The following is a 22,158-nucleotide window of genomic DNA, read 5'->3' as shown; positions in this document are numbered from 1 at the left end:
AAACGCCGAGGAGGCTCCCGTGCCTCCCCGCGGAAAGCAAGTGTCTGGAGCGGAAATCAACGGTCAATCTTTAGAGTCCAAAACCAACAATCTATACCAAAAGAGCCTAAATTAATGATGTTTATATGAAGGTAGTGAAATTAATGATTAAAGCAGCTTATATACATATCCCATTTTGTGAGCACATATGCCACTACTGCGATTTTAATAAAGTCTTTCTTAAGGGCCAGCCGGTGGGGGAATATCTTGATTCTCTCGATAAGGAAATGGAACTTGCCCTGCATGAAACGCCAACAAGTCATTTGAATTCCATTTTTATTGGAGGCGGCACACCAACAGCTCTAAATGAGCAGCAGCTTGAAAAGCTTTGTGCCATTATTAAAAAGCAGCTTCCTTATGACAGTTCGACAGAGTACACCTTTGAAGCAAATCCTGGCGATCTTTCTGATGAAAAACTCCAATTATTGTATGAGGCTGGGGTCAACCGGCTTAGCTTTGGCGTACAGACTTTCAATGATGAGCTTCTAAAAAGAATTGGAAGGGTTCACAGAGCCAAAGATGTTTTCCACTCCGTTGAAGCAGCAAAGAAAATAGGTTTTAAAAACATCAGCATTGATCTTATCTATAGTCTTCCGGACCAGACTTTAAAGGATTTTCAAGAAACACTAGAAACATCCTTCAATTTGGATATTGCCCATTATTCGGGTTACTCACTGATTATTGAACCTAAGACTGTATTTTATAACCTTATGAGAAAAGGCAGACTGCCAACTCCAGGAGAAGATGTGGAAGCTGAAATGTATGCTTTGTTAATGGAGCAAATGGACAAACATGGCTATAAACAATATGAAATCAGCAATTTTGCGAAACCCGGGAATGAAAGCCGGCATAATATTACTTATTGGGACAATGAATGGTATTTTGGATTCGGGGCAGGTGCTCATGGATATGTAAATGGAATGCGCAGGTCAAATCATGGTCCGCTCAAGAAGTATATGGAGCCAATAGCAAATGGACAGCTTCCTTTGCTTGAAGAGCATAAGGTAACTCTTGAAGAACAAATGGAAGAGGAGATGTTCCTCGGGCTGAGAAAAACGGATGGTGTCTCCATCGGTCGTTTTAAAGAGAAATTTGGCAGAGATCCTTTAAATTTGTTTGAAGCTCAAATTGCTCAGCTGGCGGACAAAGAATTAATTGCTGTTCATGACAATCATATTAAGCTGACAAGGCAAGGGCGATTCCTTGGAAATGAAGTGTTCCAGTCCTTTATAGGATAATTGGCAGAGGAAACTTGTATGTTGTAAAAATGGAAGCCAAATTATTGACACTGCACGCTTGATTTGTTAATTTATTAGTAGAATTAGCACTCGCAAACAAAGAGTGCTAACAGAGGTGATAACTGTGTTAACAGATCGTCAATTATTAATTTTTCAAGTGATTGTTGATGATTTTATTCAAACTGCACAGCCTGTCGGGTCGAGAACCTTGTCGAAAAAGGAAGAGATTTCTTTTAGTTCCGCAACGATCAGAAATGAGATGGCTGATTTGGAGGAACTTGGGTTTATTGAAAAAACACACACCTCATCGGGGAGGATTCCTTCTGAGAAAGGGTACCGCTACTATGTGGACCACCTTTTATCCCCGCAAAAATTAAATCAGCATGACATCTATAAAGTAAAGTCAATCTTTGCGGAGAGAATTTATGAGCTGGAGAAAATTGTTCAAAGATCAGCCAAAATTCTGTCCGAGTTGACGAATTATACATCCATCGTGCTTGGGCCTGCAGTTAGGGACAACAAGTTAAAAAAGATTCAAATTGTTCCTTTGAATAATGAAACAGCAATAGCAATTATCATTACCGATACTGGCCATGTGGAAAACAGGATGTTTCACTTGCCGGAAAACATTGATGCCGGCGATTTGGAAAAGGTAGTCAACATCTTAAACGACCGATTGGCTGGAGCGCCGATCGAAAGCCTTAACAATAAGCTTTATAAAGAAGTAGCCATGCTTTTGCGGCAGCATATCAATAATTATGACTTTATGCTTAACTCGATTGCTGATACGATTAAGATTCCAACATATGAAAAATTATTTTTTGGCGGAAAAACCAATATGCTTAGCCAGCCGGAATTTCATGATATTGAAAAAGTTAAAAGTCTCATGAATATGATTGAGCAAGAAGATGGCATATATGATTTAATCCGTAAAAATAAGGCTGGGATCAATATTAAAATTGGACGGGAAAATAACAATTCAGCAATGGAGAACTGCAGTCTGATTACAGCGAGCTACTCGATCGGTACCGAGCAGCTGGGTACAATAGCCATCCTCGGACCTACCAGAATGGAGTACTCAAGAGTCATAAGCTTGCTGGATTACATCAGCGCAGACTTATCTGCTGTTTTATCGAAGCTGTATCAAAACGGCTGACGGTGGAAATATTGATTAAGGGTGGAATGGCCTTTTCCATCCCTTTCCCTGTGTTTTTTTTATAGTGTGATGCACTGGAACATCCATTCTTTAAGGGAGGTGAACAAGTTGGCAGAAGAGAAAGAAATACTAAATGAAGATTTAAATGAACAAATGCACAAACCTGAAAGAACTGAAAATGATGTTCCTATTGAGGAAGTGTTCGCAGAGGCTGAAGGAACAAGCTCTGGCCAGGAAAATACGGACTCCGAGCTTACTGCTGCTCAGGAAAGAATTGCTGAGCTGGAAGGTAAGCTAGAAGAAGCAGAAAATCGCATTTACCGTCTTCAGGCTGATTTTGAAAATTCCCGGCGCCGTGCAAGGCTTGACCTTGAAGCGTCTGAAAAATATAGAGCACAAAGCTTAATCTCTGATCTGTTGCCTGCAGTTGACAACTTTGAGAGAGCTCTTCAGATGGAAGCTGAAAACGAACAGGCAAAATCCATTCTTCAAGGAATGGAAATGGTTTACCGAAGCGTGCTTGAGGCTATTAAAAAAGAAGGTGCAGAACAGATCGAAGCTGTTGGAAAGGAATTTGATCCGCATTTGCATCAGGCTGTCATGCAGGTGGAGGATGAGAATTTTGATTCCAATATTGTAGTCGAAGAGTTCCAAAAAGGCTACAAACTAAAGGACAGAGTCATCCGTCCAGCAATGGTTAAAGTAAATCAGTAACTACATATTTTGGGGAGGTAAAGAACATGAGCAAAATTATCGGAATAGATTTAGGTACAACAAACTCATGTGTCGCAGTTCTCGAGGGCGGCGAACCAAAAGTAATTCCAAATCCAGAGGGCAATCGTACAACTCCTTCAGTTGTTGCGTTTAAAAACGGTGAACGCCAGGTCGGTGAGGTAGCTAAACGCCAATCCATTACAAATCCGAACACAATTATTTCCATTAAGCGCCACATGGGAACAGATTTTAAAACTGAAATTGAAGGCAAAGAGTATTCACCTCAAGAGGTATCTGCTATTGTTCTTCAATACTTAAAATCTTATGCTGAAGACTATCTTGGCGAAAAAGTAACAAAAGCTGTTATCACAGTTCCAGCATATTTTAATGATGCTGAACGCCAGGCTACAAAAGATGCAGGGAAAATTGCAGGACTTGAAGTCGAGCGTATTATCAACGAACCAACAGCTGCGGCTTTGGCTTACGGCCTTGATAAAATGGATGAGGACCAGACCATCCTTGTTTATGACCTTGGCGGCGGTACTTTTGACGTTTCCATCCTTGAACTTGGCGATGGCGTTTTTGAAGTTAAATCAACAGCCGGCGATAATCGCCTTGGCGGAGATGACTTCGACCAGGTTATTATCGATTACTTGGTAGAACAATTCAAAAAAGAAAATGGCATCGATCTATCTAAAGATAAAATGGCGCTCCAGCGTTTAAAAGATGCAGCTGAAAAAGCGAAAAAGGATTTATCTGGTGTAACTTCAACACAAATTTCCCTTCCTTTCATTACTGCCGGGGATGCGGGTCCTTTGCACCTTGAAGTAACATTATCCAGAGCAAAATTTGAAGAGCTGTCTGCTGATCTTGTAGAACGCACAATGGGTCCTACACGCCAGGCATTAAAAGATGCAGGCTTGAGCCCTTCAGAAATCGATAAAGTTATTCTTGTCGGCGGATCAACACGTATCCCAGCAGTACAGGAAGCAATTAAAAAAGAAACAGGCAAGGAGCCTCATAAAGGTGTTAACCCTGATGAAGTTGTAGCAATGGGTGCAGCCATCCAGGGCGGAGTGATCACTGGCGATGTTAAGGATGTTGTCCTATTAGACGTAACTCCATTGTCTCTTGGTATTGAAACAATGGGCGGTGTATTTACAAAGCTGATCGAACGGAATACAACTATCCCAACATCTAAATCACAAGTATTCTCAACAGCTGCAGATAATCAGTCGGCTGTTGACATCCATGTTCTTCAAGGGGAACGTCCAATGGCAGCAGACAATAAAACATTAGGCCGCTTCCAGCTTGGCGATATTCCTCCTGCTCCGCGCGGAGTGCCGCAAATTGAGGTATCTTTTGACATCGATAAAAATGGTATCGTTAACGTGCGTGCAAAAGACCTGGGCACAAATAAAGAACAGGCCATTACGATTAAGTCATCTACAGGGTTATCGGATGAAGAAATCGATAAAATGGTAAGAGAAGCAGAAGAAAATGCTGAAGCCGATAAGAAGCGCAAAGAAGAAGTTGAGCTTCGCAATGAAGCAGACCAGCTAGTATTCACTACTGAAAAGACCCTAAAGGATCTTGAAGGCAAAGTGGACGAAGCTGAGGTTACAAAAGCAAACGAAGCTAAAGACGAACTAAAAGCTGCAATTGAAAAGAACGATCTGGATGAAATCCGCACGAAGAAAGATGCATTACAGGAAATTGTCCAGGCGTTAACCATGAAGCTTTATGAGCAGGCTCAGCAAGCACAGGCGGGCCAAGGCGCAGAAGGCACAGGCGGCAATAATGACGACAATGTAGTTGACGCAGAATACGAAGAGGTTAAAGACGATAAATAATATCTAAATAACCTTTAGTCTTTTAAAAGTCAAAGTCAGGTATTTCTTGGCTTTGGCTTTTATTTCTGTTTATGGAAACTTAGTTTTCAAAGAAAATGCAGCGGGTTTAAGCCATTTGAGAGAATTTCCTGAGGTGCCTTTTTGCCCCTTGCCCGATGAGCGGATGCGGATCCTTTCTTTGGAGAAGCGGCAAATCGCCTAATTGCGGATCTTCTTTTCAATGTACGGGTGAATGGCGGTTGCGGAACATATTTAGAGAATGATACAATAACCTTTATGTGAAATGAATCGGGGAGTGGTAATCATGAGCAAACGGGATTACTATGAAGTTCTTGGGATTAGCAAAGGTGCATCCAAGGATGAAATAAAGAAAGCTTATCGAAAGCTTTCAAAAAAATATCATCCTGATATTAATAAAGAGCCTGATGCTGACGAGAAGTTCAAGGAAGTAAAAGAAGCGTACGAAGTACTTAGCGATGATCAAAAAAGAGCCCATTACGATCAATTTGGACATACAGATCCGAATCAAGGCTTTGGTGGGGGCGGTTTCGAAGGGTTTGGCGGATTCGAGGACATCTTCAGCTCATTCTTCGGAGGCGGTTCTCGCCGTCGTGATCCTAATGCCCCAAGGCAAGGCGCAGATTTGCAATACACAATGTCCCTGTCCTTTGAAGAAGCTGTCTTTGGAAAAGAAACCGATATTGAGATCCCTCGTGAGGAAACATGTGAAACATGTAACGGATCAGGGGCGAAGCCTGGCACCAAGCCGGAAACATGCCGTCACTGCCATGGATCAGGCCAGCTGAATGTTGAACAAAATACACCATTTGGCAAGATTGTAAACAGAAGAGTTTGTCATTATTGTAGCGGTACGGGTAAAGAAATTAAGAATAAATGCTCTACATGCGGCGGCTCTGGCAAAGTGCAAAAACGAAGGAAAATTCACGTTAAGATTCCTGCCGGCATTGACGATGGCCAGCAGCTTCGTGTAGCTGGACAAGGTGAACCGGGTGTGAATGGCGGCCCTTCTGGAGATCTTTATGTAGTGTTCCATGTTCGATCGCATGAGTTCTTTGAACGGGATGGCGATGATGTATATTGTGAAATGCCTATTACATTTGTGCAAGCAGCCCTTGGTGATGAAATCGAAGTGCCAACCCTGCATGGGAAAGTAAAACTGAAGGTTCCTGCGGGTACACAAACGGGAACAAAATTCCGTTTGAAAGGGAAAGGTGTTCCGAACGTAAGAGGCTACGGCACAGGAGATCAGCATATAATAGTTCGCACCATCACACCGACAAAGATGACAGAAAAACAAAGGCAGCTGCTTAGCGAATTTGCGGAAGTAAGCGAAAAAGTTCCTCAAGGGGAGCAGGAAGAGAGCTTTTTTTCTAAAGTAAAAAGAGCCTTTAAAGGTGAATAAAGGAAATGGAGTTGGTAGAAGTGAAATGGTCAGAAATCAGTATTCATACGACAAATGAAGCTGTTGAACCGATTTCGAATATTTTGCATGAAGCCGGAGCAAGCGGAGTCGTTATAGAAGATCCTTTGGAACTTGTAAAAGAAAGAAAGGACCAATTCGGCGAAATCTACCAGCTCGATCCACAGGATTATCCTGAAGAAGGCGTTATCGTAAAAGCTTATTTGCCTGTAAACAGTTTTTTGGGCGAAACGGTTGATGAAATAAAAGAGGCTATTAATAACCTGATTTTATTTAACATTGATATTGGAGCTAATAAGGTCAGCATTAGTGAAGTTAACGAAGAGGAATGGGCGACAGCCTGGAAAAAATATTATAATCCTGTGAAAATCTCAGAACGGTTTACCATTGTCCCTACATGGGAGGAGTATACTCCGGTCAGCAGTGATGAGCTTATCATTGAACTTGATCCGGGCATGGCTTTTGGAACGGGGACACACCCCACTACTGTCATGTGTATCCAAGCGTTGGAAAGAACGGTAAAACAAGGTGACAAGGTAGTGGATGTTGGGACCGGTTCAGGTGTTTTGAGCATTGCGGCAGCCATGCTTGGCGCTGAAAGTGTTAAAGCACTTGATTTGGATGAAGTCGCTGTAAATTCAGCTAGATTGAATATTAAGCTGAATAAAGTTCAGGCTATTGTTGACGTTTCCCAAAATAATCTTCTTGATGGAGTGGAGCAAGGTGCAGATGTCGTAGTGGCCAATATTCTTGCTGAAGTGATTCTGCGGTTTACAGATGATGTTGCATCTGTCGTAAAGGAAGGCGGATACTTTATCGCCTCCGGTATTATCCAGCAGAAAAAGCAGGAAGTAAGAGATGCAATTGCCGGAGCTGGTTTTGAGATTGAAGAGACGATTCAGATGGAAGATTGGGTAGCGATAGTAGCGAAAAGAAATTAAAAGCTAGACAGTCTTTTTTTAGGGGGTATTTCATACCCCCCTTTTACAGTTTAGAAGGAAAGCGGACAAGTTAGGAAAGAAGGTGCCGATTGTGCAGCGGTATTTCGTTGAGGAATCAGCAATTGATAATCGCTTTAATATTTTGGGTGAAGATCGCCATCATATTTCAAAGGTTATGCGGATGAAAGAAGGCGACAAAATTATATGTGTGGACCCCCATGAAAATAGTGCGCTATGCACAATTGCAGAAATTACCGATGAACAAGTTGCGGCAGAAGTTGTACAATGGATTGAAGGGTCTTCTGAGCTTCCTGTTGATATTACAATTGTGAGCGGACTGCCTAAAGGGGATAAACTGGAATGGATTATCCAAAAGGGTACAGAGCTTGGCGCTCACCGTTTTATCCCTTTTACTTCAGCTCGTTCAGTAGTAAAATGGGATGCGAAGAAAGCTGCGAAAAAAGTAGACAGGTGGCAGAAAATTGCCAAAGAGGCTGCAGAACAGTCTCACCGCAACACGGTTCCTGAAGTTTTTACACCGCTAGATATGAAGTCACTGCTGAAGCTTTGTGCTGATTATACACATAAATTGATCGCCTTTGAGGAAGAAGCAAAACAGGGGGAGGCTTCTGTGCTTTCCAAAACCTTGTCTTTGATGAATAAAGGTGAATCGCTGATTATATTTTTTGGACCTGAAGGCGGGCTTGAAGACCAGGAAGTTTCATTGCTCCAGGAGCACGGCTTTCTTGCCTGCGGACTTGGCCCGCGTATTTTAAGAACAGAAACAGCACCGCTTTATTTTCTTTCAGCTGTTTCCTATCATTTTGAATTAATGGGGTGAAATAATATGCCTGCAGTTGCATTTCATACACTTGGTTGCAAAGTCAACCATTACGAAACAGAAGCCATTTGGCAGCTGTTTAAAGAAGCTGGCTATGATCGGACAGATTTTGAATCTGTTTCAGATGTATATGTCATTAATACTTGTACAGTTACAAATACAGGCGATAAAAAAAGCCGACAGGTTATTAGGAGAGCTATCCGGAAAAACCCTGATGCTGTAATTTGTGTAACAGGCTGTTATGCACAAACTTCTCCAGCTGAAATAATGGCGATCCCAGGGGTAGATATCGTTGTAGGTACCCAGGATCGGGTTAAGATGCTCGAATATATTGAGCAGTACAAACAGGAACGCCAGCCTATCAATGGTGTGGGCAATATCATGAAAAATCGTGTGTATGAGGAACTTGATGTACCAGCATTCACAGACCGGACGCGTGCTTCCCTTAAAATTCAGGAGGGCTGCAACAATTTCTGTACTTTCTGTATAATTCCGTGGGCCCGCGGTTTAATGAGATCCCGCGATCCACAGGAAGTAATTCGCCAGGCACAACAGCTTGTCGATGCAGGCTACAAAGAGATTGTCCTCACTGGAATCCATACAGGGGGCTATGGGGAGGATATGAAGGACTATAATCTTGCGATGCTTCTGAGAGATTTGGAAGAGCAGGTTAAAGGTCTTAAACGTCTAAGAATCTCTTCCATTGAAGCCAGCCAAATTACAGATGAAGTCATTGAAGTGATGGATCAATCCAAAGTGGTTGTAAGGCACTTGCATATTCCTCTTCAATCGGGTTCCAACACAGTTCTAAAGAGAATGCGCCGCAAATATACAATGGAGTTCTTTGCGGAGCGTCTTGAACGTTTGAAGGAAGCTCTTCCAGGCTTGGCGGTAACCTCAGATGTTATCGTTGGATTCCCGGGGGAAACAGAAGAAGAATTCATGGAAACCTATAATTTTATACAGGAACATAAATTCTCCGAGCTTCATGTATTCCCTTATTCCAAGCGTACAGGAACACCAGCTGCAAGAATGGATGACCAGGTTGATGAAGAAGTTAAAAACGAGCGGGTGCACCGCTTGATTGCATTATCTGATCAGCTTGCAAAAGAATATGCCTCCCAATATGAGGGAGAAGTGCTTGAAGTGATTCCTGAGGAAAGCTTCAAGGATGACCCTGATAGCAATTTGTTTGTCGGATATACTGACAATTACTTGAAGGTTGTCTTCCCGGCTACTGAAGAAATGATTGGCCAGATTGTCAAAGTGAAAATTAAAAAGGCTGGCTATCCTTATAATGAAGGCCAATTTGTCCGTGTGCTTGATGAATTGGAAGAACAAAAAGAGGAAGCAGTTTAATTAAAAGGAATTACCTTAGGGTAGTTCCTTTTTTGTTCAATCCTAATTGAATAAAGTGTTTTGGGAAAAACTAGTCACGAAAACGATTACAAAATTGCTGAATTCTGCTCGATATTTTTTTATTTGAATGGTATTATGTAAGAGGTACGGACAACTTGTTTTAAAGGAGTAGTTAAAATGACAAATAACGTAGCTAGAATGATCGATCATACATTGCTTAAAGCAGATGCAACAAAAGACCAAATTGAGAAAATATGTGCAGAGGCAAAGGAATACAACTTTGCATCCGTTTGTGTTAATCCAACTTGGGTTAAACTTTCAAGCGATTTGCTAAACGGAACTGAAGTAAAGGTATGCACAGTAATCGGTTTTCCATTAGGAGCTTCCACTCCTGAAACTAAAGCGTTTGAAACTAAAAATGCCATTGAAAATGGTGCTACAGAAGTGGATATGGTTATCAATATCGGGGCTTTAAAAGGCGGAGATAATGAGCTTGTTGAAAGAGATATTCGCGCGGTTGTCGATGCTGCTAAAGGTAAAGCATTAACAAAGGTTATTATCGAATCATGCCTTCTTACTGAGGAAGAAAAGGTTAGAGCCTGCGAACTTTCAGTTAAAGCAGGAGCTGACTTTGTTAAAACATCTACTGGGTTCTCTACTGGAGGAGCAACTGTTGAAGACATCGCCCTTATGAGAAAAACAGTTGGCCCGGATATTGGCGTTAAAGCTTCTGGCGGAGTAAGAAGCGCTGAAGATGCACAGAAAATGATTGAAGCGGGTGCCACAAGAATTGGTGCAAGCTCAGGAGCAGCTATTGTCAACGGTTTGACAAGCGATTCTGATTACTAAAAAAAATGCCGGGATACCCGGCATTTTTTTGTTTTGGCAAAATTAAATGCCAAATTGTATCAAATGTTAGATAAATTTCAAAACGTGTTAGATAAATCCGGAATGTTGTTACATAAAGTTCAATTGATGCTAGAAAAATTATAAATGATGCAAGATAAATTGAACAAGATGCAAGATAAGCCTTTAATAAGAGCCTTGGCCAACAAAAAATGCGGGCTGCAAAAGGAGAACAATAATTATACAGAAATACATTATCTGTCATGCAGCTTGATAATAAACCTTCCAAACTGATTGGCGAAGGGTAGGACAAGCAGAGATGATAGGACATTGAACAAAACGCTAATATGGGCAAGCTGCACGTCTGCATGGGCAGCAGCATTTTGTCCAAGGGCAGCCAGCAAATCAATAAAAGGATAAAAAGCGGCAACACCTATACAATTTAGCCAAATATGTGCGTAGGCAGAAAGCTTGGCTTCCCTGCCTGAACCAATGGATGCCAAATAGGCATCAACGCATGTTCCAATATTTGATCCAAGCATAATGGCAATGGCTGTATTTAAATCCATCGTACCAGCAGTCAGAAAGCCCATTATGATTCCAGTTGTTGCGGTGCTTGACTGGATAATGGCTGTAATGATGATCCCGGCAAAAACAGCATACAAATGGCTGCCATCAAGAGCAAGCAGCATTTGATTGACCATATCATTATTTTTTAGGGAACCTGCCAGATATTCAAAGCCTCTCATTGCTGCAAATACTGCAGATATACCCAGCAAAGCGAGACCGGCACTCTGAAGGTTTTTTCTTTTCGTAACTGCAAGGATACTTCCTGTCACGGCAATTGGGATAATATAAGATTCTATATTAAAAGTAATTAGCTCTGTCGTAAACGTTGTTCCAATATTTGTTCCTAGAATAATGCCTATGGTTTGCGGAAACGTGAGCATTCTTGCTGAAACCATGCCTATAGTAATGATCATTACAGCTGAACTGCTTTGCAAAATAGCAGTAATCAATGTACCGATAAGCAGGCCTTTCCAGGGAGCATTTGTCAGCACTGCCAGCCAATTTTTCAATGAATTGGCGGATAGATTAAAAAGTCCTGATCTTAAAAGTGTCATCCCATAAATAAATATCCCAATAAGCAGTAAAAATATTAACAGCTGGGTCAAGCCCTCACCCCCTACATCTAATACTATGGTGATTAGGGCAAGGACATGCCTGAGACAAAAAATGTTTAGTTTGTCCGCGTGCTGGGTAATAAAATATCATAATTAGTTAAAAACAAATGCCAGTGCAGGCTAATTACTGTTGACCTTTATAAGCTGTTATATTATAATTGCAAGGTACATGGAATAAACCATGTTGTTGATGTAAGTGTGTTGTGCTCGGAGGGAGGGAAAGAGAATGTCTAAAACCGTCGTTCGTAAAAACGAATCGCTTGAAGATGCTCTTCGTCGCTTCAAACGTACAGTATCAAAAACTGGTACTTTGCAGGAAGCAAGAAAGCGCGAATTCTACGAAAAACCTAGTATTAAACGTAAGAAAAAGTCTGAGGCTGCTAGAAAGCGTAAGTGGTAAGAGAGGGTGTATGTAATGAGTCTTCTCGAGCGTTTAAATGAAGATATGAAACAAGCGATGAGGAATAAAGAAAAAGAAAAGCTCACTGTCATTCGTATGATTAAAGCTTCACTTCAAAACGAAGCCATCAAGCTCGGTGAAGAGCTTAACGAAGAACAGGAGTTAACTGTCCTTTCTCGCGAAGTTAAACAACGCAAGGATTCCCTCCATGAATTTGAAAAAGCAGGTCGTGAAGACCTTGTTGAAAAAATTCGTACTGAACTTCAGTATGTCGAATTATATATGCCAAAACAGCTCTCTGAAGAAGAGGTTTCCAAAATCGTTGCTGAAACGGTTGCAGAAACTGGTGCATCCTCAAAGGCTGATATGGGAATAGTGATGGCTGCCATTATGCCTAAAGTTAAAGGCAAAGCAGACGGATCACTAGTAAATAAACTTGTACAACAACACCTTTCATAAAACTATGTAATAAAAGACCGAAGGCCCCTGGCTGACGGTCTTTTTTATTTTGTATGTCAGCTGGCGGCAGAGATAGCTCAGCATGGCATATCTCTGCATTTTTTATGTCTGATATCAGCGCCTGAAATCATCCATAGTGTTTTCGTTTGATTTTTAAGGGAGTGAAAACTTCTTAACAGTTTCTTTCTTTTGTTAACCTGAAATGCCTTTTCTGCTTCTGTTTTTATCTCTATCCGCTTCCATTCTTTTAGAGAACAGCGGTTAGCCATTTCGTTTATTAGTTCAATAATCTGCGGGAAATCATTCTCCTGAAGAAATACAATTTCATCGTGTCCTTCATATACAGAGAAGATTTCCGCCTCTGAAAAACGGTTAGAATAGATGAGAATTTTTTGATACATAGACTTCTGCAATTCATTGGTGTTTTTAAGCAGATTTAGAAGAGTTTCACCTACGGACTCGTCATGCCCCATCTCTACCTGACATCAATGTCAATATTCGGTGTGATATCAGGTATATTCGGGTAACCCATTAAACAATCTCCTTTCTAATCTTAGGATCACTTTAGGGTATTCATTTAGAATAGTAAGTGCCTTTTACCTATTTTTCAGAAAAAATATGTACAAATGCATAGAAAAGGCACTATTGTTGGTAACATTGAAGTTAGATAAATTGTACTTATAAGCTGCTTATATTTTACTGGTGATAGAGGGATATACTAAAATAAGGATATACAGGTTGATTTTTTCTTTTAAAATTGAAACTTTTTCAGAGTTCAACCGTAGATACATACATATATTCTAGTTAAACTTCGAAGGGGGGAAAGAGATGACTGCAAGAAGGCTATTGACTGTCTTTTCCTTTTTGCTTGCTTTTGTGCTGCTGGCAGTCCCTTTTCAGGGAAAAGCCGAAAATGAAATAGTCTATATCGCTCCTATTGAAGAAACGGTAGAAAAAGGGCTTTATGCTTTTTTGAGCAGGGCTGTCCATACAGCTGAGGAAGAGAATGCTTCTGCCATTATATTTGAAGTGAATACTCCAGGAGGGGCAGTAGATGCAGCAGGTGAGATTGGAAAGCTTTTGACATCCACTAAAGTGAAAACGATTTCGTTTGTTAACAAGCAGGCTTTATCAGCGGGTGCCTATATTTCATTAAATACAGATGAAATTTACATGGTTCCTGGCTCGACAATGGGTTCTGCAGCCATCATCGACCAGCAGGGCAATACCGCTGGAAAGAAAGCTGAATCATACTGGTTTGCTGCTATGCAGAGCGCGGCAAAGCAGACGGATAGAGACCCTATTTATGCACTTGCGATGGCAGATGAATCAGTGGATTTGCCTGAGCTTGGCGCTCCAAAAGGGAAACTGCTTACCCTAACAGCAGATCAGGCTGAGGAAGTGGACTATTCGGAAGGTACCGTTAATTCGAGGGCCGATTTATTAAAAAGGCTGGGATATGAGAACGCTGAAATAAGGACCATTGATGAAAGTTTTGCAGAAAGGCTTGCTCGCTTAATTACCCATCCGGTGGTGGTGCCAATTCTTTTATCAATTGGGAGCCTGGGGCTGGTACTTGAGCTGTACTCACCGGGTTTTGGAATTCCAGGTTTTATGGGGCTATCAGCATTGCTGCTTTTCTTCTATGGGCATATGGTTGCCGGATTGGCAGGGTATGAAACGCTCATCCTATTTTTAATCGGTATAGGCTTAATTATTGCAGAGTTTTTCCTCCCGGGCGGCATTGCGGGAATAGCCGGAATAGCATCTATACTGGGCAGCCTGTTTTTGGCGACTGACGATGTTGCCCATATGGGGATGTCAATATTAATCGCCCTCGGAATATCAGTTTTGGCATCTATTTTAATGATAAAGGTGTTTGGTAAAAAGATGAAATTCTTTAAAAACATCATTTTAACCGATAGCACAAATACGGAAAAAGGCTATATTTCGAATAAAAGCAGGCTTGAACTGATTGGACTCGAAGGATATGCACTCACTGCACTGCGTCCGTCAGGGACGGTAGTCCTCCAGGATGAACGGATTGACGTTGTCAGCGAGGGAGGCTATATCGCCAAAGGAGCCAAATTAAAAGTGGTTAAGGCAGAAGGTTCCCGTATTGTTGTAAGGGAAATATCTAATCTTGATTTAGATAAATAAAAATTTCAGGAGGTAAGAACATGCTTGAAGCAGGAACAGTATTTGTCCTGGTTGCCGTTGTACTGGGAGTCATTTTGTTGGGAATATTATTTACCTTTGTACCGGTCATGCTGTGGATTTCAGCATTGGCAGCCGGAGTAAGAGTCAGCATATTCACATTAATTGGAATGAGGCTTCGCCGGGTTATACCTAGTCGCGTAATCAATCCATTGATTAAGGCCCATAAAGCAGGGCTGGATGTTTCAACAAACCAGCTGGAGAGCCATTATCTTGCGGGAGGTAATGTTGACCGCGTGGTGAATGCTTTGATTGCGGCACACCGTGCAAATATTGATTTAAGCTTCGAACGCAGTGCGGCCATTGATTTGGCGGGCCGTGACGTTTTGGAAGCCGTTCAGATGAGCGTTAACCCTAAAGTAATCGAAACACCTTTCATTGCTGGTGTAGCGATGGATGGGATTGAAGTGAAGGCTAAAGCAAGAATCACAGTAAGAGCAAATATCGACCGCCTTGTTGGGGGGGCCGGCGAGGAAACGATTGTGGCACGTGTCGGCGAAGGGATTGTCTCTACAATCGGTTCATCTGACAATCATAAAAAGGTTCTTGAGAATCCAGACATGATTTCTCAAACTGTTCTTTCAAAAGGTTTAGATGCTGGAACCGCCTTTGAGATTCTCTCGATCGATATTGCGGATGTGGACATCGGCAAGAACATTGGAGCAGAACTTCAGACTGAACAGGCAGAGGCGGATAAGAAAATTGCCCAGGCAAAAGCGGAAGAAAGGCGTGCAATGGCTGTTGCGCAGGAACAGGAAATGAAAGCCCGCGTAGAAGAAATGAGAGCAAAGGTTGTTGAAGCAGAGGCACAGGTTCCGCTAGCTATGTCAGAAGCGTTGCGTTCCGGTAATATCGGTGTTATGGATTATATGAATATCCAAAACATCTCAGCTGATACAGAGATGAGAGATTCAATAGGTAATATGAGTGAAGACCGCAAAGATGGCCGCAAAAACGACTAAATGATCCCTTAAGGGGGGAAGGGAGGAAACTCTCTTGGAAATATTATTGGAGAATCCATTTATTCTCATAGCTCTATTAGCGTTTATCTCCTCCTTCTTTAAGAAAAAGAAGGGAGAACATCCTGGAAATAATAATAAACCTCCGCAGCAGAGGCCGCAAGAAGAGCATCCAGTTCTGGAGACTTCAATGGAAGAAGCGCTGAAGGAAGAAAAGAGGCAGCCGGCTGAAAGAACAAGCAGGATAGAAGAAGAATACAGGCGGCGGAAACAGCAGGCTGAGGAAAGCATGAGGGCTCTTCAGAACCAAAAGCGAGCTGCTGAAAGGCAAGCAAATTTAGTAAGAGAGCCAGCTGCAAAGCCAGTGGAGCGCCATCAAACTCAGATGCAAACATCAAGACAGTTTACACCTCAAAAGCAGGCGATTGTCGATGGAATTATTTGGTCTGAGATCCTCGGTCCGCCCAGAGCGAAAAATCGCCATCGGTCGATTAAAAGGAAGTAATCAAAAATAAGTGCTAGAACCCCCTTTCATTTCATACATATGAGATGAAAGGGGGTTCTTTTTTTATGGCAAAAAAATGGGGACATTTCGTCCGCAGCTGGATGACTAAAAATATGGAGCTTCCTCAAGATGTCATGATGGATTTACCCCGCATCACTATGATTGGACAAATCCATATATATATTGAAAACCACCGGGGATTACTTGCCTTTTCAGATAAGGAGCTTAGGCTGCTTTTAAAGCAGGGGCAGCTATTAATAAAAGGTAAAGCGTTTGTTATAAAAACGATTTTGCCTGAAGAGATACTGCTGGAGGGGAAAATTGACTCAGTGACCTATATTACAGACAATGATTAATTATTCAGGGGGAAGGAAATGAAGAACCAGTGGATTGAGTTTTACAGGGGGCTTGTGACAGTTAAAGCAAGCGGGAAGGGAATTGAGCGGTTTATTAACACACTTACCCGAAGCGGAATTTACATTTGGAATGTAAAAAATCATGGCACACAGGCCGTAACTTTTAAAATGAAGCTTGAAGATGCAAAAAAAATTAGAAGCCTCGCCAGGAACAGCGATTGCAAAATCGAGTTCCTGCAGCGGGCTGGGATCCCTTTTCTTTTTAAAAGGCTCCTTAAAAACAGCGGATTTGTTGCCGGCGCTTTGGCTTTTCTTGCAGTGATTCTCCTTCTATCCAATATGGTATGGGGAATTGAAATTAAAGGGGCAAACCCGGCCACTGAATATCAAATTCGCAAGGAATTGGACAAGATGGGCGTTAAAACAGGAAAGCTGCAATTCTTTGTTGATAATGTGGAGTCGATTCAGCGGAAGCTATCCAATAATATTGAGGCCATTACGTGGGTTGGTGTGGAGTTAAAAGGGACAACCTACCATTTACAGGTTGTGGAAAAGAATGAACCTGATAAATCGGAATATTTAAGCCCGCGTCATCTGGTGGCCAAAAAGAAGGCCGTCATAGTGGACATGTTTGTTGAAGAAGGCCGGCCTGTTGTAGACATACATGATCATGTTCAGCCCGGTCAGCTGCTGGTGTCTGGAATCATCGGCAAAGAAGGGGAAACAGAGACCGTTCCTGCCAAAGGGGAAATTTTTGGCGAGACATGGTACAAGTCAACAGTTGAACTGCCGCTTAAGAGCACTTTTCAGGTATTTAATGGGAATGAAAAAATAAAGCATTCCATAACAATTGGTTCGGTAAATATTCCGGTATGGGGTTTTGGCAAGCCGGAGTTTAAAGAATATGAATTAGAGGAAAATGAAAAGAGAATCAGGTTCTTGAAATGGGAGCTTCCTTTTTCATATAAAAATGTAACTTACAGGGAAAGGGAGCAGGTAACCAGGATTTATTCAAATGAAGAAGCGTTTGATGTTGCGAAAGTTATGGCACGAAATGATATAAAAAACCGTCTAGATGAAAATGCTAAGGTTAAGGGTGAAAAAGTTTTGCACCAATCAGTAGACAATGGTAAAGTAACAATAGCAATACATTTCCAAATTATTGAGAATATTGCAGAAGGACAACCAATTATTCAAGGAGATTCGGAATGACAGATGACTTGAAAACGATGAACGTGCAGCTGGAAGACCCAAATGAAGCAATTGCCTTATTGGGGAATTCGGATGCTAACCTAAAAATTATTGAGCAAGAACTGAATGTTTCCATTGTGACCAGAGGTGAATCCGTTTATGTATCTGGAGAAATGGATAAGGTAGAGCTGGTCGGCAAGGTATTGGAAAAATTGCTGTATGTTATTCGAAAAGGAATAAATATAAGCCAGAGAGATGTCATGTATGCACTTCAAATGGCGAATAAAGGAACACTTGATTATTTCAGTGACTTATATGAAGAAGAAATAACGAAAAATGCCAAAGGCAAGTCCATTCGCGTCAAAACACTGGGGCAGCGCCAATATATCAATGCCATCCGTAAGAATGATCTTGTGTTTGGCATTGGTCCGGCTGGAACAGGAAAGACGTATCTGGCAGTTGTCATGGCAGTCAACGCATTAAAGAATGGGAATGTAAAGCGGATTATCCTTACTCGTCCTGCTGTTGAAGCAGGGGAAAGCCTTGGATTTTTGCCGGGGGATTTAAAGGAAAAGGTCGATCCCTATTTGAGGCCATTATATGATGCATTGCATGACATTTTAGGTGCAGAGCATACCCAAAGAATGATTGAAAGAGGTACGATTGAAATTGCCCCGTTAGCTTATATGCGGGGGAGAACATTGGATGACGCATTTGTTATCCTGGATGAAGCACAAAATACAACTCAGGCACAAATGAAAATGTTTTTAACCCGCCTGGGCTTCGGATCAAAAATGATCATAACCGGAGATCAAACTCAAGTGGATCTACCAAAGGGAGTAAAATCAGGATTAATTGTGGCCGAAAACATTCTTGGCGGAGTCAATGGTTTATCATTTGTTCATCTGGAACAAAGTGATGTTGTGCGCCACCCGCTCGTAGCAAAAATTATCCATGCCTATGAAAAAGACAATAGCTAAAGGCCGCCATCCTTGGCGGTTTTTTAATTGGAGTTAAGAGCATTTCCTAACTTCTGAATGCTTTAAAATTTTATGGGCTAGGGTTTGCACTTTTTTATGAAGATTATGGAATTATTTGCTATTAGTGAAAGGTTTAGGTAACCTGTTACTAAATAGACATTTTTCTTGGTGAAACTTAGTAAAAAAACTGTTATGATTTTACATAATTAAATAGTATGCATTGAGTTGCTAATAAAGCTTATCTGGCAGCTTTTAGCCAAGATAGGAGGGGTAATTATGGCAAACCTTCAGCAGAGTATGACTAAAATCAGGAATTTATTAAATATGACTTTTTTTCGGGTGTTGTTATTTCTTCTTTTGGGAATTGTTATGTATTTTTCCATGTATAGCAATGTTAAGCCGGAAAAATTGGATCTTAGTTTGTTCTCTGTTGCTGAACAGACCATCAGATCCCCGATAACTATTGAAGATAAAGCGAGCACAGAGAGAAAGAAAAAAGATGCCGAAAATAATGTTAAGGACATATATGTTGTTAAAAAAGAAATAGCGCAAAACCGGGTCGATTTAGTCACCTCCATTTTTGGATCTGTTTCTGAAGTGAATGAAGAAGTCCAGGAAGAGATGGAAGAAAAGGAGAAAGAGGCTTCTGAATCGGAACAGGAGGGGGCAGAGGCACCGGAGCCATCTGTTCCTTCTTCCAATGAGAAACTGGCAAGGGTAAAAGAAAAATTAACAGAAGATGTTACTAGGGAAGTTTCTGATGGGGTATTTCTGGCATTACTGCAGGCAAAAGAAGGGGAATTGTCAATTGCCAAGGACCTCACGGTAACAGCCATTAATAAGATTATGAATAGTGAGATACCAGCCGAGCAGGTAGAAAATGCTAAAAAGAGGGTCGAGGAAGAACTTCGATTTACCAGTTTAAGTGCGGATTTAAAGCAGGCTGCAATTGAATTGGGGCGTTATGCCATTTATCAAAATCAATTTTATGACCCGGTTGCAACTGAAGAATTGCGCCAGCAGACTGTAGAGAGTGTTGAACCTGTTAAAATTCTTCAGGGCCAGATCATCGTTGAAGAAAATCAGCTGATCAGCAGAGATATTTACAGACAGCTTGAGCTTGTAGGGCTGCTCGACAGTGTTAATTCACTGCAGCCTTTCATCGGATTGTCATTGATCATCGTGATTGTTCTTTCTGCTCTGTACTATTACTTCCATGAATTAAATGTTCAATCCGATGTCAAGCAAAGTTATTTGCTGCTGTTCAGCCTTGTATTTATCTTGTCCATATTGCTTATGAAGGTCATCAGCATCTTTCAGGACTACGATTACTCGGAAATAGGCTACATCTTCCCTGCTGCTATGGGTGCAATGCTGATTAAGATTTTAATCGATGAAAAACTGGCGCTTTACTTTACAATTATAATGGCAATTTGCGGAAGCATTATTTTTAACGAGGGAATAACAGGCACATTCCAGGTTACCGCCGGAATCTATATCATATGCAGTGGTTTAGCCGCAATTCTGTTTTTAAGCAAGCAGAATCGCCGATCTAAAATTTTGCAGGCAGGGATGTTTGTATCAGCAGTAAATGTTGTTGTTATTTTTTCGCTGCTATTTCTAAGAAATGGGCATTATGATACTGTTGAATATGGTTTTTATTTTGTCATAGCTCTTATTTCAGGCATATCCTCCGCAGTCCTTACGATTGGGCTGCTGCCGTATTTTGAAGCAGGCTTTGGCATTTTATCAACCATGAGGCTGATCGAGCTGTCGAATCCCAATCATCCTCTGCTGCGAAAGATTTTGACGGAGTCACCGGGCACTTACCATCATAGTGTGATGGTTGCCAATCTTTCAGAATCGGCCTGTGAAGCAATAGGTGCAAATGGACTTTTGGCAAGGGTTGGCTGCTATTATCACGATATCGGCAAAACGAAGCGCCCGCAATTTTTTATCGAAAACCAGGTTAATATTGAAAACCCTCACGACCGGCTGCCGCCTCAGACCAGCAAAAATATCATCATTGCACATGCTGCAGATGGTGCGGAAATGCTAAGAAAGCATAAGATGCCGAAAGAGATTGTCGATATTGCCGAGCAGCATCATGGGACTACGTTGCTAAAATATTTTTACCATAAAGCAAAACAAACTGGCCTGGAAGTCAAAGAGGAGGATTACCGTTATCCCGGACCGAAAGCTCAATCAAAGGAATCCGCAATTATTGGAATCGCGGATAGTGTGGAGGCTGCAGTTCGATCCATGTCACACCCTACTACTGAACAAATCGAAGGGCTGGTAAGAAATATTATTGCAGACCGGCTCCAGGATGGACAGCTGAATGAATGTGATTTAACCTTAAAAGAACTGGAAGCCGTTTCGCACTCATTTTGTGAAACGTTAAACGGAATATTCCATTCTCGAATAGAATATCCTGAAATGACAAAACAGAAGGTGAAACAAGCATGAGTTTAAGCATTGACTTTTTAGATGAGACAAATGAACTGACGGAAAAAAATATAGCCCAAATAGAAGATTTAATTAACTTTGCTGCTTCAAGAGAAGGAGTGGAAGCGGATAGCGAAGTATCAATTACATTTGTGACCAATGATCGTATTCAAGAGATCAATAGGGAATACCGTGATAAAGATCGGCCGACAGATGTTATTTCCTTTGCTATGGAAGAACTCGGTGAAGGAGAAGTTGAGCTTGTTGGTGCGGATATGCCAAGGGTTTTGGGTGACATTATCATTTCTGTTGCAAAAGCAAAGGAGCAGGCAGAGGAATACGGACACTCTTTTATGCGCGAACTTGGTTTTTTAGCGGTTCATGGCTTCCTTCATCTCCTGGGGTATGATCATGAAAACCATGAGGATGAGGAAAAAATGTTTTCCCGCCAGAAGGATATTTTAGATGAATTCGGGCTCTCGAGGTAGTAAGAAACGTACCCACAGTGTCCTTAAATCCTTTACTTTTGCATTTTCCGGCATCAAATCAGCTGTGAAGAGAGAAAGGAACCTGCAAATACATCTGTTTATTTCCATAGCTGTTATTTTGCTTGGATTAGTTTTTGCTATTTCCTGGATTGAATGGATTATTATTCTTTTCGCCATCGGTGGAATGCTGTCACTTGAATTAATGAATACGGCTGTTGAAAGGGTTGTCGATCTTGCAACTGAAGAGTATCATCCCCTTGCAAAGCAAGCGAAGGATACTGCTGCCGGAGCCGTTTTTATATATGCCTTTTTAAGTGTAATTATTGGAACCATCATTTTTTTGCCTAAAATCATTGCTTATATGAGCTGAACGAAAGCTGTCCTGTTGGGCGGCTTTATTTTTTCTAATTTCGAATCATCAAAGGAAGCTGTTCTGGAACCATCATTTTCTTGTAACAAAATTGTTGTTTCCGGAGTTTGAAAACGCTCACTGAATCCGCTAAAATGACAGAACAGCCTATTTAAATTTAGCCTCTGTTAAAC

The 22,158-nt window shown here is 41.4% G+C and carries 22 protein-coding genes; 20 read left to right on the top strand and 2 right to left on the bottom strand.

The genetic code is table 11. The features are described from left to right. The first annotated feature begins 143 nt into the window (after window positions 1-143). The 9 genes from hemW to deoC all read left to right on the top strand — a co-directional run bounded on the left by hemW (window position 144) and on the right by deoC (window position 10,431). Window positions 144-1,277 (top strand): radical SAM family heme chaperone HemW, encoded by a 1,134-nt coding sequence (gene hemW / locus J7I93_RS20215; RefSeq protein WP_214727932.1) that lies wholly within the window; start codon window positions 144-146, stop codon window positions 1,275-1,277. 124 nt (window positions 1,278-1,401) lie between these two features. Next, a complete protein-coding gene (hrcA, locus tag J7I93_RS20210; protein WP_214727930.1) occupies window positions 1,402-2,433 on the top strand; it encodes a heat-inducible transcriptional repressor HrcA in 1,032 nt (343 codons plus the stop codon). A 153-nt stretch (window positions 2,434-2,586) separates the two neighbouring features. Beyond that, on the top strand, window positions 2,587-3,147 hold the full coding sequence (grpE, locus tag J7I93_RS20205; protein WP_214727942.1) for a nucleotide exchange factor GrpE: 561 nt from the start codon (window positions 2,587-2,589) through the stop codon (window positions 3,145-3,147). A gap of 26 nt (window positions 3,148-3,173) precedes the next feature. After that, window positions 3,174-5,000: a molecular chaperone DnaK gene (gene dnaK, locus J7I93_RS20200; RefSeq protein ID WP_214727928.1), complete on the top strand. Its 1,827-nt coding sequence runs from the start codon at window positions 3,174-3,176 to the stop codon at window positions 4,998-5,000. A 304-nt stretch (window positions 5,001-5,304) separates the two neighbouring features. Next, on the top strand, window positions 5,305-6,423 hold the full coding sequence (gene dnaJ, locus J7I93_RS20195) for a molecular chaperone DnaJ (protein ID WP_214727926.1): 1,119 nt from the start codon (window positions 5,305-5,307) through the stop codon (window positions 6,421-6,423). Window positions 6,424-6,443: 20 nt separating this feature from the next. Continuing rightward, complete coding sequence (gene prmA / locus J7I93_RS20190; protein ID WP_214727940.1) at window positions 6,444-7,382, top strand: 50S ribosomal protein L11 methyltransferase; 939 nt, start codon at window positions 6,444-6,446, stop codon at window positions 7,380-7,382. A 91-nt stretch (window positions 7,383-7,473) separates the two neighbouring features. Beyond that, window positions 7,474-8,223, top strand: coding sequence for a 16S rRNA (uracil(1498)-N(3))-methyltransferase (locus tag J7I93_RS20185; RefSeq protein WP_214727924.1), 750 nt, complete (start codon window positions 7,474-7,476; stop codon window positions 8,221-8,223). A 6-nt stretch (window positions 8,224-8,229) separates the two neighbouring features. Next, a complete protein-coding gene (gene mtaB / locus J7I93_RS20180) occupies window positions 8,230-9,582 on the top strand; it encodes a tRNA (N(6)-L-threonylcarbamoyladenosine(37)-C(2))-methylthiotransferase MtaB (RefSeq protein ID WP_214727922.1) in 1,353 nt (450 codons plus the stop codon). A 177-nt stretch (window positions 9,583-9,759) separates the two neighbouring features. Then, window positions 9,760-10,431, top strand: a complete 672-nt coding sequence (gene deoC, locus J7I93_RS20175) for a deoxyribose-phosphate aldolase (protein WP_214727920.1) — start codon at window positions 9,760-9,762, stop codon at window positions 10,429-10,431. Between the two features lie 251 nt (window positions 10,432-10,682). Here the strand turns inward: deoC and J7I93_RS20170 are convergent, their stop codons facing one another. Further along, window positions 10,683-11,603 carry a Na/Pi symporter gene (locus tag J7I93_RS20170; protein WP_214727919.1) on the bottom strand — a complete coding sequence of 307 codons (921 nt, stop codon included), beginning with the start codon at window positions 11,601-11,603 and terminating at the stop codon, window positions 10,683-10,685. A gap of 235 nt (window positions 11,604-11,838) precedes the next feature. Here J7I93_RS20170 and rpsU point away from each other — a divergent pair, with 235 nt between their 5' ends. Next, on the top strand, window positions 11,839-12,012 hold the full coding sequence (gene rpsU / locus J7I93_RS20165) for a 30S ribosomal protein S21 (RefSeq protein WP_057771617.1): 174 nt from the start codon (window positions 11,839-11,841) through the stop codon (window positions 12,010-12,012). A gap of 15 nt (window positions 12,013-12,027) precedes the next feature. Beyond that, window positions 12,028-12,471, top strand: a complete 444-nt coding sequence (locus J7I93_RS20160) for a GatB/YqeY domain-containing protein (RefSeq protein WP_214727917.1) — start codon at window positions 12,028-12,030, stop codon at window positions 12,469-12,471. A 77-nt stretch (window positions 12,472-12,548) separates the two neighbouring features. Here the strand turns inward: J7I93_RS20160 and J7I93_RS20155 are convergent, their stop codons facing one another. Then, window positions 12,549-12,872, bottom strand: a complete 324-nt coding sequence (locus tag J7I93_RS20155) for a hypothetical protein (RefSeq protein WP_214727915.1) — start codon at window positions 12,870-12,872, stop codon at window positions 12,549-12,551. 427 nt (window positions 12,873-13,299) lie between these two features. On the opposite strand from J7I93_RS20155, the gene J7I93_RS20150 reads away from it, so the two are divergent. The 9 genes from J7I93_RS20150 (at window position 13,300) to J7I93_RS20110 (ending at window position 21,985) form a co-directional block, all read left to right on the top strand. Then, window positions 13,300-14,631 carry an NfeD family protein gene (locus J7I93_RS20150; protein ID WP_214727913.1) on the top strand — a complete coding sequence of 444 codons (1,332 nt, stop codon included), beginning with the start codon at window positions 13,300-13,302 and terminating at the stop codon, window positions 14,629-14,631. 20 nt (window positions 14,632-14,651) lie between these two features. Beyond that, window positions 14,652-15,650 (top strand): flotillin-like protein FloA, encoded by a 999-nt coding sequence (gene floA, locus J7I93_RS20145; protein WP_214727911.1) that lies wholly within the window; start codon window positions 14,652-14,654, stop codon window positions 15,648-15,650. Window positions 15,651-15,684: 34 nt separating this feature from the next. Continuing rightward, window positions 15,685-16,152, top strand: coding sequence for a hypothetical protein (locus J7I93_RS20140; protein ID WP_214727909.1), 468 nt, complete (start codon window positions 15,685-15,687; stop codon window positions 16,150-16,152). Window positions 16,153-16,217: 65 nt separating this feature from the next. After that, window positions 16,218-16,508, top strand: coding sequence for a sporulation protein YqfC (gene yqfC / locus J7I93_RS20135; protein WP_110066119.1), 291 nt, complete (start codon window positions 16,218-16,220; stop codon window positions 16,506-16,508). Between the two features lie 18 nt (window positions 16,509-16,526). Continuing rightward, window positions 16,527-17,720, top strand: coding sequence for a sporulation protein YqfD (yqfD, locus tag J7I93_RS20130; protein WP_214727907.1), 1,194 nt, complete (start codon window positions 16,527-16,529; stop codon window positions 17,718-17,720). Further along, the gene (locus tag J7I93_RS20125) at window positions 17,717-18,679 is read left to right on the top strand and encodes a PhoH family protein (protein WP_214727906.1); all 963 of its coding nucleotides are present in this window, start codon (window positions 17,717-17,719) and stop codon (window positions 18,677-18,679) included. The genes yqfD and J7I93_RS20125 overlap by 4 nt, the downstream gene beginning before the upstream one ends. 276 nt (window positions 18,680-18,955) lie before the next feature. After that, a complete protein-coding gene (locus J7I93_RS20120; protein ID WP_214727904.1) occupies window positions 18,956-21,148 on the top strand; it encodes an HD family phosphohydrolase in 2,193 nt (730 codons plus the stop codon). After that, complete coding sequence (ybeY, locus tag J7I93_RS20115; RefSeq protein WP_214727902.1) at window positions 21,145-21,615, top strand: rRNA maturation RNase YbeY; 471 nt, start codon at window positions 21,145-21,147, stop codon at window positions 21,613-21,615. Before J7I93_RS20120 ends, ybeY begins: the two co-directional genes overlap by 4 nt. Continuing rightward, the gene (locus tag J7I93_RS20110) at window positions 21,593-21,985 is read left to right on the top strand and encodes a diacylglycerol kinase family protein (protein WP_214727900.1); all 393 of its coding nucleotides are present in this window, start codon (window positions 21,593-21,595) and stop codon (window positions 21,983-21,985) included. The genes ybeY and J7I93_RS20110 overlap by 23 nt, the downstream gene beginning before the upstream one ends. The last annotated feature ends 173 nt before the right edge of the window (window positions 21,986-22,158 follow it).

Source organism: Bacillus sp. ISL-47 (assembly GCF_018613175.1).
Lineage (GTDB): Bacteria > Bacillota > Bacilli > Bacillales > Cytobacillaceae > Cytobacillus.
This window is presented reverse-complemented; position numbering and strand designations above follow the sequence as displayed.